Genomic DNA, 15,342 nt, shown 5'->3' with positions numbered 1-15,342 from the left:
TAACCCGGGCGGCGCAGCACAACAGGGCAAAACATAGCAAACCGTAGCAGCGTGATGTGGGTGTCCCGACCCCGTACGGGAGGTCCACGTGCCGCTGTCAGGGCTACCCAAACGTGCGCATCGGCGCTTCCGCCGGCGCGTCCGCGGGCATGCCCCCGACGGGCTCCGGGCGGCTGTCGCCGCCGTCAGCGTCTTCGCGGCCGTCGTCGCGTGGACGCTGGTCACCGGCCCCGCGGCCGGGGGCTCCGACTCCTCGCTGTGCGCCCTGCCGCGGACCCGGGCACACCACTCCGAGGGCGTCAGCGCCTGGAACACCGCCTACCCGCGGGCCCGTGGCGACGTTGACGCGCTGATGGTGTTCCTGGCGTTCCCCGACGCCGCCCCCACCATCAGCCCCGGCGAACTGGCGGCCGATCACTTCCCGGCCACCGCCGACTTCTTCGCCCGGGCCTCGTACGGCACCTTCCGGCTGCGGCCGCGCATCCTGCCGCACTGGCTGCGCATGCCCGCGGCGTCCACGGCGTACGGCATCGGCCGGGACTGGAGCCCCGCCCTGCGCGCCCGCTACCTGCGGGACGCCGTGGTGGCGGCCGACCGGGAGGTGGACTTCTCCCGGTACGGGGTCGTCTACCTGGTGGCCGACCCCGACGCGCCCGGCGTCGACCCGGACGCCACCAAGGTGGTCAACCTGGGCAGACCGGTCCGTGTCGACGGTGCGGACCTGCACCGCTTCGTCACCGTCTTCGAGGGCCACCCGCCGGACGTCAACGTGCTCGCCCACGAGACCGGGCACGCCTTCGACCTGCCCGACCTCTACTACCGGCCGCCCCAGGGCAGCAACGCCGACTGGGACACCCACGTCGGCGACTGGGACCTGATGGGCAGTCAGTTCGGGCTGGCCCCGGACTTCTTCGCCTGGCACAAGTGGAAGCTGGGCTGGCTCGGGCGCTCGCAGGTCCGCTGCGTCACCGAGGGCGGCACCCACACCTTCCGCCTGAGCCCCGTCGAGCAGCGCGGCGGCACCAAGCTGCTGGTGCTGCCCGCGGGCCTGGACGGAGCCGTCGCCATCGAGGCCCGCGCCGCCCTCGGCAACGACCGCCTCAGCTGCGGCCAGGGCGTCCTGATGTACCGCGTCCGGGCCGACGTGTCGTCAGGCGACGGCCCCGTGGACGTCATCGACGGCCACCCGGGCAGCGGCGACTGCTGGGAGTCCTCGGTGTACCCGCCGCTCGCCGACGCGCCGCTGCGCAGCGGGGAGACGTACGCCCTCGGCCGCTCGGCGCACGTCCACGTGGCGGACCGCCACTCCGACGGGTCCTGGACCGTCCAGGTCACCCAGGGCTGAGCCGATGCGAGGACCCCGGGCGCTCGCGGTCCTGGCATCGGTGCTCCTCTTCGCGGCCGGCAGCACCGCCGCCACCGAGGGCGCACCCGCAGCGGCCCCGCCGGCCGACCGTCCCTGCGCGCTGCGCGCCGCGCCGGGCGTCACGATGTCCGAGGGCTTCGGGGGCGCGGACGGGAGCGAGTTCGCCCGCGCCACCGGCGAGGTGCGGGCGCTCACCCTGCTCGTCGACTTCCCGGACAAGCCCGCCCCGTACAGCGCCGCCGAGCGCTACCGCGAGTTCTTCCCCGCCGTGCGGCACTGGTTCTACCGCGCCTCGTACGGGAAGCTGCGCTACGTCTCCACGCCGGTGCTGCGCTACATCCGCATGCCGAAGCCCTTCACGTCGTACGGGATAGGGCGCGGCTACGGCTGGCGCACGCACACGGCCATGATGCGGGACCTGCTGCGCGTCGCCGACCGGAAGATCGACTTCTCCGGGTACGACCTGGTCAACGTCCTCGTCACGCCCAACGCCGGGCCGCCCGCCGAACAGGCCGTCCTCTCGGTGACCTGGACCGGCGCCTCGGCCGCCACCACCGACGACGGCACGAGCCTGGACCGGGTCTCCCTGGTCTACGGCCACGACCAGTCCGGCGCGCGGGTGCTCAGCCACGAGAACGGCCATGCCTTCGGGCTGCCCGACCTGTACTCCGTCGAGGACTTCGGGCACACCGACACCCTCGCGGGCCAGTGGGACGGCATGTCCCTGGACTGGGGGCTGCAGGGCGACCTCTTCGCCTGGCACAAGTGGCGCCTGGGCTGGCTCGACGACTGGCAGGTCGTCTGCGTCCGGGACCCGGGCGCCCGCTCGGTGCACCTCACGCCGGTCGAGGTGCCCGGCGGCCGCAAGGTGGCCGTCATCCCCCTCGGCCGGACCCGCGCGTACGTCATCGAGGCGCGCGCCGCCCGCGGCAACGACAGCGAGGCCTGCCGCGAAGGGGTGCTGATCTACCAGGTGCGCACCGACGTCGACTCGGGACACGGACCCGTCACCGTCGAGGACGCCCATCCGCGCACCACCGCCTGCGAGTACAGCAGCGCCACCTTCAACGCGCTCAACGACGCGCCGTTCTCCTCCGGCGCACGCTTCACCGACCGCGGCCGCGGCCTCACCGTCGACGTCCTCGGCCGGGACCCGGACGACGAGGGCTGGACGGTGCGGATCACCACCTCGCGCCCCCTGTGGGACGGCCCCTAGGGCCATGGCCCCGACATGACGAAAGGCGCCCTCCCGATGGGAGAGCGCCCAGGTCAACGGCTGTGCCGTGAGTGCGCCGCCAGGGACTCGAACCCCGAACCCGCTGATTAAGAGTCAGCTGCTCTGCCAGTTGAGCTAGCGGCGCTCGCTGACGTCGTAGAGATTAGCATCCGCTTGCGGGCGGGTGAAAATCGATAATCAACCGGCCTCCGCGCGGGCCGCCCGGACGCAGGCCCACAGCAGGACGTCGGCCCCGGGGAGCCAGGGGCGGCGCGTGTCGGGGGCGACCAGCCAGCGGGAGCGCCCGTGGCCGGTGTCGCCGTACGGCGGGGGCAGCGCCACCGAGTCCCCCTCGCCGTGGCAGAGCACCGGCGGCACCGTCAGCCCCCACTCCTCCCAGGTCAGCAGCCCGGGGAGGCGTGCGGCGGTGCCCGGCTCGGCGAGGAGCAGCACCCTGCCGCGGAGCATGGCGGCCGGGCCCGAGCCGGGGCCCGAGGACCACAGCTGCTCCAGGACCCGGCGTCCGAACAGGGCCGGCAGGTTCAGCGCGTCGAAGGCCGTCCCGCAGGGCAGCACGCTGGGCGCCGTGGGCCGTGCGGACCACAGCGCCCGCACGCTGCGCGGGAAGGCGCTGGCGGAGGCCAGCCAGTCGGCCCCGTCGGGGGTGGGGTACTGCGCGTACGGATATGGGTGGGAGGCGGACTCCGGCACGCCCCCCGGCCATGTGTGCCACTGCCAATCACTCATGACCCATACAACTACCGTGAGTGAACGTTTCGCTACGCGACATCGCCCGAAGGCCGGACACGCCCGCCATGTGTCGGGTACCTTGCCCCGAACGCATATGCCAGGTGCGTCGTCAGGACAGCGCTGCGTCCCCGCCCCGCATCAGGCCCTCGCCGAACTCGATCATCCGCTTGGCGTAGTCCTCCGACCAGCCCGCCTGCGCACCGATGGCGGCGGGGGTCAGCCGGTCGAACCGCTTGGGGTCGGCGAGCTGGGCCGCTGCTATGGCCTGGAACTCCGTCGCCCGGTCCGCGGCCGCGCGGAAGGCGAGGGTGAGCTCCGTGGAACGGGCCAGCAGCTCCCGGGGGTCCTCGATGGACTCCAGGTCGAAGAAGTGCTCCTCGTCCTCGGCCAGGGCGGCGGGCTCGAACAGCAGCTGGGCGGGTTTCAGGCGCGGGGCGGGCTGCTTGCCCGCCGCGCTGTGAGCCGACTGCGGCTCGGACATGAACGTACCTCCAGGATCGTCAGCGCCTTCCATTGTCCCGCCCCGCGCAAGAGTGCCCCGGGCGACGGCCGGCGCGTTACGGCCGCCAGGCCACGCGGTGCTCGGACAGGTGGGCCAGCACGGCGTGGTTGGCCTCCCAGCCGTCCGGGAACTTCACGGTCACCCCGAGCTGGACGGGCTCCGTCGAGGGGTGCTCGTCCAGCAGCTCCGAGACCCCGGCACGGCACACCACGATGCACGCGTGCCGGTGGCGCGAGGCCAGCACGCACAGCCGCCCCGTCTCCAGGTGGAACGCGGTGGCGTCGGGACGCCCCGACAGCGGGTGGAGCACCACGGTGACGTCGAACTCGCGGCCCTGCAGTCGGTTGGCGGTGTCCACGGTGACCCCGGTCACGCCCAGGTCGGCCAGCGCCGCGCGGACCGCCGCCGCCTGGTCGCGGTGGGCGGTGCCCACGGCGATCCGGTCCGGGCCCACCGGGGCGGTGCCCTGCTCGGAGACCGCCACGCCGCCGCGGTCCAGCAGCCGCCGTACGACCAGTGCGACCGCGCGGACCGCCTCGGGGTCGGTCCGCGGGGTGCGCCGTGCGGGCAGCTCCAGCAGGCCCCAGCCGGACGCCGCGGCCTCGTCCACCACCCGGTCCGGGCCCGAGCCGTCACCGGGCACGCCGAAGGAGAGCCGCCGGTCACCGTGGTCGGTGCCGCTGCGGAACGGGGTGTACGGGTAGAAGGCGTCGGAGACCAGCGGCGCGGCGGAGGCCGGCAGCCGCCAGGAGACCGGCAGCCGGTGCTGCGGCAGTCCCGGGTTGTGGGCCAGCAGGGTGACCACCGCGCTCGCCGACGGGTCGTAGCTCAGCCCCGCCCACTGCTCGGCGCCGACCACGCTGAACGGATCCAGCTGGCCCGGGTCGCCGACGAACAGCGCCCGCTCGAACAACCCCGCCACCTGCAGCAGCGCGTCCGAGCGCATCTGGTAGGCCTCGTCGACGATGGCGTGCCGCCAGGGCTCGGTGTCCTTCACGAAGGCCCACTTCGCGGCGGTCGCGATCACCACCTTGGCCCCGGCGAGGTCGGCCGCCTTGCTCGACTTGAGCACGGCCTCGTGGCGGTCGAGCACCGGGTCCGGGGGCGAGTCGCTGCCGTGCAGCCGGCCGATCGGCAGTCCGGGTTCGGCGGTGGCCAGCCGGTCCACCAGGTCGTCCACCTGGGCGTTCGTCTGGGCGACCACCATCAGGGTCTCGCCCGCCGCGACCAGCTCACGGGCGGCGCGCACCACCAGCGTGGACTTGCCCGCGCCGGGCGGCGAGTCCACCACGACGCCGCGGTGCGTCCCGTGCAGGGTGTCGTGCAGGATCCGCTCGGTCGCGGTGCCGGCCGCCCGGGCGGCGTCGCTCACCGGGCTCACAGATAGTCCTCCGTGGTCGCGGGGTCAGGGCTCTCGGCGACGGCGGCCGCGGTCGTGCCCGCGGTCACGCTCGCGGCCGCGGTGCCCGGGGGTCCGCCGTGCGTCCACGGGGTGTCCTCAGGCTCCGGCAGCCCGGCGCCGCCACGCGGCGCGTGCTCGAACAACGTCCAGCACACCTCGTCCCCTTCCTCCGGCACCGTGCCGGGCTCGGGGACCTTGCCGCGGCCCATGCCGTTCACCACCCGCAGGAGCACCGCACCGGGCCCGGCCCACTCCACGAACTGCGCCTGCTGCGTACGGCCGTCCGTCAGCGCGCGGTAGAGCTTCGCGTCCTCGTCCAGATGCGGCCGGTCCTGTGTGAGGACCGTCACCAGCGGGCGCGGCTTGGGCACCTTGCCCTCGCTCATCGCCATCTCCACCCGGACCACCCGGCCCGCGAAGGCCTCGCCGGCCAGTCGGCGCCCGGCCATCACCAGCGGGTCGTCCAGCGCTTCCTGGGCCTCCAGCCGCACCTGGGCGGTCTCCCGGCCGGCGAGCTTCTGCGCCGCCGACACGGCGTCGTCACGGCGGGGCTGCGGCGGCTCCCCGGCGCGCACGCGGTCCCGGTGGGAGGTGTACGACCAGCGGTCCCGTTTCCAGCGGTCCGCGACGCGGGCGCCCTCGGGCAGCTCGCGCAGCAGGTCCAGTGACCGCCACACCGCGTCCCAGGTGGGGCGCATCTGGGCGGCCAGCAGGCGGGCGATGTCCTCGCCGGCCCCGGTGATCCCGGCGTCATAGCGGGCGGTGGCCGGGGCGAGCACCGTGTTGTCGAAGACCGGGTCCGTCGCGGGGCCGGCCGGCGGGAACGTCAGCAGGCCGTCCGGGCCGCGGTGGGACTCCGCGCGGCGGGCCGCCTCCATGCCCGTCATGCCGTCGGTGGGTTCGATCCAGGCCAGCAGGGCGCCCAGGTGCTGGTCCTCGAGGTTGCTCTGGCCGGTCGCCCAGTGCCGGGTGAGCAGTTCGGTGGCGGACAGCAGCAGCGCGGAGCCGGGGGTGCGGGCGCGTTCCCCGTAGTGGGTGAGCCAGCGGCCGAGCAGCGGCACCCGGGCGGGGACCGGGTGCGGCTCGTCGGGGTCGTCCTCGGCGGTGCGGCGGAAGCGGGTGGAGCGGCCGAGCAGGCGCACGTACTCCACCGCGGGGGTGTTCGCGACCACGATCTGGGGTGCGTCGGCGCAGACCTCCGACTCCTCCCGGTTGCGGGTCGCCGGCTCGGTCTCCGTGTCGTCCGCGTAGGACTCCAGGTAGGGCAGCACGACCTGCGCCAGTTCGGCCAGGAAGGCGAAGCGCAGATCGCGGTCGCGCGGCTGCGGCACCGCCAGCAGCCGGGGCTCGTCCCGGTCGGTGCCGACCAGGGCGCCCAGCGGGGCGCCTACCTCACCCGCGGTGGTCAGCGGGACGAGGACCAGCGGCCGGTCCGACAGATGGCGGTGGCGCACCGTCGCCAGCGGGGTCGCCCGGCCGGTCGCCATGGCCTCCGCGCGGGCCAGCACCGAGATCAGCGACATCCCAGCGCCTCCTCCCGCAGGGCCTGCGCCCGCCGCAGCGCGGCGACCGCGGGATCCGCCGGATCGCCCTCGGTGCCCAGCGCGGCCGCCAGCACCTGCTCCACTTCGGTCAGGGCGCCCAGTTCACCGCGCACGCCGCGGCCGAGGACCTCGACCGCGCCGCAGGCCCGGGCCTGGTCGCGGCAGTGGAAGGACAGCTCGCAACTGGCCAGGCACTCGGGCGCGTACGCCGCGGGCAGCAGGTCCACCGCATCGGAGAGCTCCGCGGCGGGGCGGGTCGCGGTCCGTCCGTCGTCGGTGAGCCGCAGGTCGAAGGTCGTGCCCTCGGGGAGGGCGGCGGCGATCTCCTCGATCCGGGTCAGCCGGGCCAGCTGCCGCCGGGTGACCGCCAGTTGTTTGCGCACGTCGACGAACTCGGCGGCGGGCAGGTTGGAGAAGTCCTTGGGGCACACCAGCAGCACCCGGTGCTCCGGGGTGCCGAACCCCAGCCGCTCCAGCGCCAGGACGTACACGGCGGCCTGGCGGGCCGCCGCGCCGACCTTCACGGCGTCCGCGGAACCGTCCAGGATCGGGAAGGACTTGACCTCCACCACCGTCCACGAGCCGTCCGGCCGCACGGCGATGGCGTCCGGCTCGAGGTAGACCGGGGAGTCGGCGACCTCGAGCACGAGCAGGGGGTGGTCGAGCAGCGTCCACCGGCCCGCCGCGGTCGCCTCCTTGAGCGCGAGGCGGGTACGGGCCACCCGGCCCTCGGGGCCCGGGGCGGACAGATCGGGCAGCACGGCGTCCGCGGTCTCGGGCGCGCCCAGCAGGCGCAGCAGCTCGGCGCACCCCGCGGCCTTCACCCGGGCCTCGAAGGCATGGCCCCGTACGAACGCGAACTGCGACTGCCCGTAGGGCGCGGGGTTGCCCAGGACGCGCGCCACCGCCGCCTTGTCCACCCCGGCGGCGTCCAGCAGCGCCCGGCGGCGGCACCCGGGGTTCGCGGCGAGCGCCGCCAGGGCGCGCGCGTCCATCGGGCGCGGCACGGTCGTCGGGCCGCGCAACGCGGCCAGCCGCTCTCGCAGATCGTGCGTAGTGCTCACCCGGGCAAGTCTCGCACCCCCCACCGACAACGCGGGCCACAATGCGGAGGCCGCGGGTCCGCGACCTCCGCCGGAGGGTCAGCGCCGCGGTTCGACCGCGGTTCCCGGCAGGAACCCCACGTCCGCCGGGGCGACGTCGCGGGAGGTCGCGACGACGGTGGAGGAGGCGGGCCGCGGCGTCGCGAACCGGCTGCGCGCCCCGTCGCGTATGAGGTCCACCACACGCAGCGCGGGCCGCGCCAGCAGGAAGCCGATCCCCATCACGGCGATCCCGGCGAGGGCGTCCAGCAGGTAGTGGTTGGCGGTGCCCATGACCACGAGGGTCGTGCCGAGGGGGTAGAGGACGCCCAGGGCGCGGACGAAGGGCGTGCGGCCATGGCGCCAGAGCATGATGCCGCACCACAGGGACCAGCCGACGTGCAGGCTCGGCATGGCCGCGTACTGGTTGGTCATCCCGCCCAGCCCGCGCGGCGCGCTCGCCTCCGCGCCCCACCAGCCGTACGAACCGTACTGCGCCATGGTGTCGACGAAGCCGTGACCTGCGGCCAGCAGCCGCGGCGGCGCGGTCGGCATGAGCGTGAAGCCGATCAGGCCGACGAGGGTGGACATCAGCAGCCATGTGCGCGCGAAGCGGTAGACGGTCGGCCGCCGGCGCCACAGCCAGACCAGCACCAGTGGGGTGACCAGGTAGTGGAGCGAGGCGTACCAGAAGTCGGCGGGAACACCGAGCGACCGGTAGCGGCTGAAGAGGGAGTTGAGTGAGCGCTCGGGGTCGATGCTGAGCGCGCGTTCCAGGTGGAGTATGGCGATGCCGTGGTCGACAGCCCGGCCCACGTCGCCGCGTACGAGGAGGCGGCCCGCGGTGTAGAGGCCGTAGACCACCGCGATCAGCGGTAGCTCGGTCCACCAGCGGAGCCCGCCCCGGTAGGCGGACGCCCGTGGGGCGGTGGTGCTCATCGTCATCCGGCCGTTCTCCCCCCATCTCTCCCATTGAGAGTCGCTTCGATCTACCGTACGACGTACGCTAGGCAACCCGGGCAGCGCCCCCGACTATTCCCTTCACCACCGATTCGTCCTGGATTCACGGAGCCGTGCTCGGGAAGACGTGCGAAAAGACGCCCCGCTTCCTCCCCGGGTTGCCCGGGAACGCGGGAGAATCAAGGAAACCGCTCGACCTTCCGACCGCTCGCGCACGATTCCCCCCGACCGGACACACATCCCTCATGACTGTCACCCCGCCGGCCCGCTCCCCACGGCGCCGCGTCCCCCGCAACACCCTCAACCCCGACCGCATCCTCGACGCCGCGGTCGGGCTCCTCGACCGCCACGGGCCCGAGGCCTTCACCATGCGCGTGCTCGCCCAGGAGCTCGGCGTCGCGACCATGGCCGTCTACTCCCACTTCAAGGGCAAGGACGAGATCATCGACGCGGTCAACGAACGGCTGCTCGCCGAGATCGAGATGCCCCCCGGCTCCGGCGTGCCGCGCGAGCAGCTTATTGAACTCTGTGTCGGTGTGTACCGGCTTTTCAGTGAGCATCCCTCCGCGCTGCAACTGCTGACGAGCCGCCCGCTCCGCGGCGACGAGGCCATCGCCGTCATCGACCGGATGCTCTGCCTGCTGATCACGGCGGGACTGGACCCGCCCGCCGCCGCGCGCGCCCAGGTGGCGCTGATGCAGTACACGGTCGGCGCCGCCCTGTGGGTGGTGCGGCGCAAACGCGCGGAGTGCGAGGAGGCCGAGGCCGGGCTGCGCGAGAGGATCCGCAGCCGGCTCGCCGACCTGCCGCCGGACAGCTACCCCTCGCTCGTGGGGCTGGCCCCCGAACTCGTCGCGGCGCAGCAGTCCGGCCGCGCGCAGTACGAGGCCGGGCTGTCCGCGCTGCTGGACGGCCTGCTCCGCTCCTGAGCGCGGCGCGCACGGGAGCGCCCCGGCCGGGGCGGGGTGTGAACTGCCGGCCGGGGCGCCCGTGTGGGGGGAGGGGGATGGTCGCGTGCGGCCTCAGCCGCCGTAGGACGCGAGGGCCTTGGAGAAGGCGCCCGCCTCCTGGAGGATCGAACTGCACGTCGCGTCGGCGACGTTCTTGGCACCCCCGGGGCACTGCTTGTCCCGCGTGCCCGACCACATCGACAGCCAGCCCAGGCCCTTGGACCGGGCGAAGGTCACCAGCTGCGTCGCGTCGTCGACCCTGAAGACCTCCGTGGTGACGTCGTTCACGCCGATCATCGGGGTGACCGCGACGGCCTTCCAGGCCGCGGCGTCCGACAGCCCCAGCACGCCCTTGAGCTGTCCCTGGGTGGCGGTGGCGGCGTCGATCGCATAGCCGCCCATGTCGCCGCTGAAGGAGGCGCCGTAGTCCATCGCCATGATGTTGACCGCGGTGATCCGCACACCGTGGGACCTGGCGTCCGCCAGCAGGCCGACACCGTCCTGGGTGAGGCCGGTCGGCATCACCGGCAGGGTGTAGGAGACCTCCAGGCCGCTGTGGCTCGCCTGGAGCTGCGAGACGGCCTGCGCCCGGCGGGTGTTGGCGGCCGTGTTGGCGATGGCGCCGCCCTCGACGTCGAAGTCCACCTTGGTGAGCTTGTAGGTGTCGACGACCTTGGCGTACGCCGCGGTCAGCGCGGAGACCGAGGAGCAGGTCGTCGCCAGCTCCGAGCCGGACGCGCCGCCGAAGGAGACCCGTACGTCACCGCCCGCCTTGCGCAGGTCGCCGATCTGGGCCGCGACGCCGTCGTTCGCCAGGTCGCTGACCCCGCCCCACTTGGGCGTGCAGCCGCCGCCGTCGGTGACGAAGGCCAGGTTGTACTGCTTGACGCCGGTCGCCCGGGAGTGGGCGAGCAGGTCGAAGGCCGGGTAGAGCGAGGTGTCGACGTACGGCGCGAAGCCTGCGGAGGACGGCGAGCCGGTGCCCGAGGTCGGACTCGCGGTCGCGGTCGGGGTCGCGGTGGCCGTGGGCGAGGAGGTCTTCGTGGGGGTGGCGGTCGGCGTCCTGGTGGGGGTGGCGGTCGCCGTCGGGCTCACGGTGGCGGTGGGGCGCCCGCTGGGGGAGGCGGTCACGCCGTCGTCGACGGAGCACTTCACGTCGTTGATCCGGCAGTTGACCGGATCGCCCGCCTTCGCGGCGGACTTGGTCACGAAGCCGAACTCGGCCGTCTTTCCCGCGGCGATGTCCTTGTTCCAGCTCGCGGGGCGCACGGTCACGTGCTGCCCGGACGCCGTGTAGGTGGCGTTCCAGAGCGAGCTGATGCTCGTGCCCGCGGGCAGGTCGAACTTCAGCGTCCAGTCGGACAGCGTCGCGTTCGAGGAATTGGTGATCTCGTACTGGCCGGTGTACCCGGTGCTCCAGTCGCTGGTCTTGCTGTACGCGGCACCGACGGTGGCGGCCTGGGCCGAGCCCGCGAGCGCGAAGGCCCCGGCCGCGACGACCGCGCCCGCGGTCACGCCCCCGAGGAGGGCGACCTTGCGGGTGGGACGACGACGATGTGAGTTCCTCATGAGGCCGCACGCTAGCGATGCCGATTCGGACAAATGCCCAGTTCCGTGCGGGCGTTCGACTTCTTATGGCGCGCTTAAGATCAGGCTAAGCACGGCCTGAGGCAGGGGGCGCCGCCGCCTGCTGCTGGCCACTTGCGATGGGCTTCGCTGTCCGTGGCAGTACGGGTGCGGCTGCCTGATGCCGCGGTCGGTGGCTCCCGCGGTGGCTCCCCCCTTTCGAACAGCTGGAGAGCTGCTTGTCACCGTGGCGGATTTACAGTGGGCCTTTCCTATCCCTAATGACCTGCGGTTTCACCCGCTTGAACCCCTGCTGGGGGACACCTCGGGAATCGGGGCTTGCAGCCCGTTAGCGGCTGACTGGCAACGGCTCCCCGTAGGCCCGGCCATGGCGACGACCGACACTCGTCATGGCCTCCGCTCGTCATGAGGGAGTGGGCCTCAGGTGCCTCTAACTGAGGCCGTCCAGCACACGGGCGGTACTCAGGGTGTCGGGGTGATCTTCGCCCAGAATGCGGCGGCGCCGGGTCAGGGTGTCCTCGCCTAGGGCGCGGGCCTGCCCGACCTTGCCGAGATCGGCCAGGTCGATGGCGAGGTTGTGGGCGGTGCTCAGGGTGTCGGGGTGGTCCTCGCCCAGGACACGGCGTTGCCTGGCGAGGGTGTCCTCGCCCAGGGCGCGGGCCTGTTCGGTCTCGCCGAGCGCGGCCAGCCAGACGGCAAGATTGTGGGCGGTGGTCAGGGTGTTGGGGTGGTCTTCGCCCAGGACACGGCGTTGCCTGGCGAGGGTGTCCTCGGCGAGGGCGCGGGCCTGTTCGGTCTCGCCGAGCGCGGCCAGCCGGACGGCAAGATTGTGGGCGGTGCTCAGGGTGTCGGGGTGGTCCTCGCCCAGGACACGGCGTTGCCTGGCGAGGGTGTCCTCGCCCAGGGCGCGGGCCTGTTCGGTCTCGCCGAGCGCGGCCAGCCGGATGGCAAGGCTGTGGGCAGTGGTCAGGGTGCTGGGGTGGTCCTCGCCCAGGACACGGCGTTGCCTGGCGAGGGTGTCCTCGGCGAGGGTGCGGGCCTGTTCGGTCTCGCCGAGCGCGGCCAGCCGGATGGCAAGGCTGGTGGCGGTCATCAGGGTGCTGGGGTGGTCCTCGCCCAGGACACGGCATTGCCTGGCGAGGGTGTCCTCGGCGAGGGTGCGGGCCTGTTCGGTCTCGCCGAGCGCGGCCAGCCGGATGGCAAGGCTGGTGGCGGTCATCAAGGTGTCGGGGTGGTCCTCGCCCAGGACACGGCGGCGTCGGGTCAGGGTGTCCTCGTCCAGGGTTCGGGCGGCGGCGTGGTTTCTGGTGTCGGCGTATGCGCGGGTCAGGTAATTGGCGGCCACCAGGGTGTCGTCGTGGTAGGGGCCGAGGGTACTGGCCCATGCCTGGTGGAGGCGCTGGAGGCGTTGCAGGACGGTGTGGGGTTGGCCGCGTTCCATCAGGTACCAGCACGCGTCACAGGCCGCGTAGCGTGCGCTGGTGGTGGTGAGGTCGGTGGGGTCGATAGCCAGCAGGTGGGGCAGCAGGTCGGGCCAGCGCGGCCAGGTGCTGGGGTCGGCGGCGTCGCCGGGGTAGGCGGCTTCGATGACTCGGCTGGCGTTGTCGGCGGCTTGGGCGTGCTGGTCGACGCTGAGCTGGTCGCGGAGGACGGCTTGGGTGAGGCGGTGTACTTGGACGGTGCCGGCGTAGATGCGGGCCAGGCCGTGCCGGTCCAGGGCGGTCAGCACCCGTTGCACCGTGCGCGGGCTGGCCAGGATTCGGGTCACGGCGTTGTCGCCGGGGTCGTCGGGCAATTTGGAGACGTGGAGGGGGAAGGGGTCGGGGGCCAGGAGGGCGCAGGCGTTGAGGAGGGCGGCGGCGTCGGGGTCCTGGTCGGTCAGGCGTTGGGTGCTGAGGCGGATCTGTCCGGCCAGGGAGTGCGGGTAGTCCAGCGGGGCGTCATTGTCGACGGTCTCAGCGGCATTGCGGGCGAGGTGCTTCTGGTACTGGTCAGGGGTGAACGCGGTCAGGGCCTCGGCGGCCTGCACCAAGGCCAGCGGCAGGTCGTCCAGCGCCCGCGCGATCCGGTCGGCATCCGTGTCGTTGAGGTCCGGAGTGCGGCTGCGCAGCAGTGCGACGGCTTCCCGGCGGGGCAGGGTGTCGACTCCGATGGGGGCGGCAAGGCTGTGCCAGCGAGGGTTGCGGGAGGTGATCAGCACATGCCCCGGCCCGTCCGGCCGATACGGCCGCAACGCGGCGGGGTCGTCGGCGTTGTCGAAGACCAGCAGCCACCGCGACCGCCCCCGCAACTCCCTGTTCAACGCGGCCAGCGTCTGGTCCATGAGGGTGTCGGGTTGGGCTGCGCCGGTCTCCACTGCGAGGGCGGCGAGCTGGTCGGGGATGAGGGCAGGGTCTTCGGCGTTGATCCACCAGGCCAGCTCGTATTCGTTGCTGAAGCGGTGGGCGTACTCGATGGCCAACTGGGTCTTGCCGACCCCGCCCCGCCCGTTGAACGCCAGCACCGCCACCGTCCCGGCCCCGGTCAGCCGTACCCGGGTGCTCAGCAGCGCCTCGTCCCGGCCGGTGAAGCCCGCGTTCCGCCCGGGGATGTTCCACACCCGCGGCAGACCACCGCCCGGCAACCGCGGCCCTGTCGCCCCCACCCGCTGCAACCTGCCCACCGCGCCAAGCTGCCCCGGAAACCCCGGACTCGTCTCCGGCACGCCGGCCGGGCCACGCACCGCCCCGAGCAACGCCTCCCGAGCCGCCGCCTCCGCCATGCCGAACAGGTCCCGGTAGAGGATCGGTTTCAGAATGGGCGGGACGGTCACTTCCTCGATACGCAGCGGCACCATCTTGTCCCTGGCGGCCAGCACTGCCGTCCACTCATCCGTGGTGAACCGGCCAGGGTCGAAATACGCGGCGGAGTACAACGCAACCATCCGCCCTTGCTCCAGCGCCTGGTTCATCCGCCGAACAAAGCTCTCCCCGACTCCCCAATGCCAGGTGTCCAACTCGACGTCATAGCCGGCGTCCGCGAGCTGCCAGGCCACCCACTCCGCCCACGCACGATCCGGCGTCGCATAACTGACGAACAACCGCCCGCCACCCGCAACAACAGTGCCCCCACCGTCCACGCAGCACCCCCGACCTCACCCATACGCCACCACCGAGGCTAGAACCACCACCCCCCACCCCACCCCCACTTCGACACACAACACCCGGAGCCGCGAGCCGCGCTGATCGCCACAGGGTCTCGGGCAGCCCTTCCGCCCCGGCGAGGTCGTCGAGGCCCGCGGAGTGTCCGGGTGGGCGTCGCCGAGAACCTACACACACCGGGGAAGCGGGGTCTCACGCCAGATAGAAGGCACTCGATCCAGGGAACAGGTGCTTCCGCTTGACGGACCGTTCTACAGTGGGCCTTTCCTATCCCTTCTGGCCTGCGGTTTCACCCAGTTGGCCCCCTGCTGGGGGACACCTGGGGAATCGGGGCTTGCAGCCCGGTACCGGCTGGCCAGCAAGGTCTCCCCGTAGGCCCGACCCTGGCGACGACCGACACTCGCCGTGGTCTGCGCACGTCATGAGGTAGTGGGCCTGACGTGCCTCTAACTGAGGCCGTCCACCAGGCGTGCCGTGCGCAGGGTGTCGGGGTGGTCCTCACCCAGGACACGGCGGCGCCGGGCCAGGGTGTCCTCGCCCAGGGCACGGGCCTGCTCTGTCTCACCGAGCCCAGCCAGATGGACAGCGAGGTTGGAGGCGGTGGCCAGGGTGTCGGGGTGGTCCTCACCCAGGACACGGCGCTGCCGGGCCAGGGCGTCCTCGCTCAACGCACGGGCCTGCTCTGTCTCACCGAGCCCAGCCAGATGGACAGCGAGGTTGGAGGCGGTGCGCAAGGTGTCGGGGTGATCCTCACCCAGGACACGGCGCTGCCGGGCCAGGGCGTCCTCGCTCAACGCACGGGCCTGCTCTGTCTCACCGAGCCCAGCCAGATGGACAGCGAGG

12 protein-coding genes and 1 tRNA gene are annotated in these 15,342 nt (G+C 72.9%); 3 read left to right on the top strand and 10 right to left on the bottom strand.

The annotated features are described in order from the left end of the window. Window positions 1-94: 94 nt before the first annotated feature. Window positions 95-1,345, top strand: coding sequence for a M6 family metalloprotease domain-containing protein (locus tag ABZ312_RS24655; protein WP_500331433.1), 1,251 nt, complete (start codon window positions 95-97; stop codon window positions 1,343-1,345). Between the two features lie 4 nt (window positions 1,346-1,349). Beyond that, on the top strand, window positions 1,350-2,582 hold the full coding sequence (locus ABZ312_RS24650) for a M6 family metalloprotease domain-containing protein (RefSeq protein WP_500331420.1): 1,233 nt from the start codon (window positions 1,350-1,352) through the stop codon (window positions 2,580-2,582). 72 nt (window positions 2,583-2,654) lie between these two features. Here the strand turns inward: ABZ312_RS24650 and ABZ312_RS24645 are convergent. The 7 genes from ABZ312_RS24645 to ABZ312_RS24615 form a co-directional block, all read right to left on the bottom strand. After that, a tRNA-Lys gene (locus ABZ312_RS24645) sits at window positions 2,655-2,727 on the bottom strand. 53 nt (window positions 2,728-2,780) lie between these two features. Further along, the gene (locus ABZ312_RS24640) at window positions 2,781-3,329 is read right to left on the bottom strand and encodes a bifunctional DNA primase/polymerase (RefSeq protein WP_500438811.1); all 549 of its coding nucleotides are present in this window, start codon (window positions 3,327-3,329) and stop codon (window positions 2,781-2,783) included. 112 nt (window positions 3,330-3,441) lie between these two features. Further along, window positions 3,442-3,813, bottom strand: coding sequence for a DUF8844 domain-containing protein (locus ABZ312_RS24635; RefSeq protein WP_499512035.1), 372 nt, complete (start codon window positions 3,811-3,813; stop codon window positions 3,442-3,444). A gap of 76 nt (window positions 3,814-3,889) precedes the next feature. Further along, the gene (locus ABZ312_RS24630; RefSeq protein ID WP_500331416.1) at window positions 3,890-5,215 is read right to left on the bottom strand and encodes an AAA domain-containing protein; all 1,326 of its coding nucleotides are present in this window, start codon (window positions 5,213-5,215) and stop codon (window positions 3,890-3,892) included. Further along, on the bottom strand, window positions 5,212-6,759 hold the full coding sequence (locus tag ABZ312_RS24625) for a hypothetical protein (RefSeq protein ID WP_500438810.1): 1,548 nt from the start codon (window positions 6,757-6,759) through the stop codon (window positions 5,212-5,214). The genes ABZ312_RS24630 and ABZ312_RS24625 overlap by 4 nt, the downstream gene beginning before the upstream one ends. Then, entirely contained in the window at window positions 6,750-7,844 is a 1,095-nt protein-coding gene (locus ABZ312_RS24620) for a hypothetical protein (protein WP_500438809.1), read from the bottom strand. The genes ABZ312_RS24625 and ABZ312_RS24620 overlap by 10 nt, the downstream gene beginning before the upstream one ends. A 78-nt stretch (window positions 7,845-7,922) precedes the next feature. Continuing rightward, the gene (locus ABZ312_RS24615; RefSeq protein ID WP_500331411.1) at window positions 7,923-8,807 is read right to left on the bottom strand and encodes a phosphatase PAP2 family protein; all 885 of its coding nucleotides are present in this window, start codon (window positions 8,805-8,807) and stop codon (window positions 7,923-7,925) included. A gap of 260 nt (window positions 8,808-9,067) precedes the next feature. Here ABZ312_RS24615 and ABZ312_RS24610 point away from each other — a divergent pair, with 260 nt between their 5' ends. Beyond that, window positions 9,068-9,751, top strand: a complete 684-nt coding sequence (locus tag ABZ312_RS24610; protein ID WP_499512030.1) for a TetR/AcrR family transcriptional regulator — start codon at window positions 9,068-9,070, stop codon at window positions 9,749-9,751. 93 nt (window positions 9,752-9,844) lie between these two features. Here the strand turns inward: ABZ312_RS24610 and ABZ312_RS24605 are convergent, their stop codons facing one another. The 3 genes from ABZ312_RS24605 to ABZ312_RS24595 all read right to left on the bottom strand — a co-directional run bounded on the left by ABZ312_RS24605 (window position 9,845) and on the right by ABZ312_RS24595 (window position 15,329). Then, window positions 9,845-11,341: a cellulose binding domain-containing protein gene (locus ABZ312_RS24605; RefSeq protein WP_500438808.1), complete on the bottom strand. Its 1,497-nt coding sequence runs from the start codon at window positions 11,339-11,341 to the stop codon at window positions 9,845-9,847. Window positions 11,342-11,789: 448 nt separating this feature from the next. Then, complete coding sequence (fxsT, locus tag ABZ312_RS24600; protein WP_500438807.1) at window positions 11,790-14,477, bottom strand: FxSxx-COOH system tetratricopeptide repeat protein; 2,688 nt, start codon at window positions 14,475-14,477, stop codon at window positions 11,790-11,792. A 468-nt stretch (window positions 14,478-14,945) separates the two neighbouring features. Next, complete coding sequence (locus ABZ312_RS24595; protein WP_500438838.1) at window positions 14,946-15,329, bottom strand: tetratricopeptide repeat protein; 384 nt, start codon at window positions 15,327-15,329, stop codon at window positions 14,946-14,948. Window positions 15,330-15,342: the final 13 nt, after the last annotated feature.

This window comes from Streptomyces sp. NPDC006207, from assembly GCF_040613835.1.
Taxonomy (GTDB): Bacteria; Actinomycetota; Actinomycetes; order Streptomycetales; family Streptomycetaceae; genus Actinacidiphila.
This window is presented reverse-complemented; position numbering and strand designations above follow the sequence as displayed.

Bases quoted from the DNA above. Each gene is read 5' to 3' on its own strand.
- ABZ312_RS24650 (WP_500331420.1), top strand. From the start codon at position 1,350: ATGCGAGGACCCCGGGCGCTCGCGGTCCTGGCATCGGTGCTCCTCTTC.
- ABZ312_RS24640 (WP_500438811.1), bottom strand. From the start codon at position 3,329: ATGAGTGATTGGCAGTGGCACACATGGCCGGGGGGCGTGCCGGAGTCC.
- ABZ312_RS24635 (WP_499512035.1), bottom strand. From the start codon at position 3,813: ATGTCCGAGCCGCAGTCGGCTCACAGCGCGGCGGGCAAGCAGCCCGCC.
- ABZ312_RS24625 (WP_500438810.1), bottom strand. From the start codon at position 6,759: ATGTCGCTGATCTCGGTGCTGGCCCGCGCGGAGGCCATGGCGACCGGC.
- ABZ312_RS24615 (WP_500331411.1), bottom strand. From the start codon at position 8,807: ATGACGATGAGCACCACCGCCCCACGGGCGTCCGCCTACCGGGGCGGG.
- ABZ312_RS24610 (WP_499512030.1), top strand. From the start codon at position 9,068: ATGACTGTCACCCCGCCGGCCCGCTCCCCACGGCGCCGCGTCCCCCGC.
- ABZ312_RS24605 (WP_500438808.1), bottom strand. From the start codon at position 11,341: ATGAGGAACTCACATCGTCGTCGTCCCACCCGCAAGGTCGCCCTCCTC.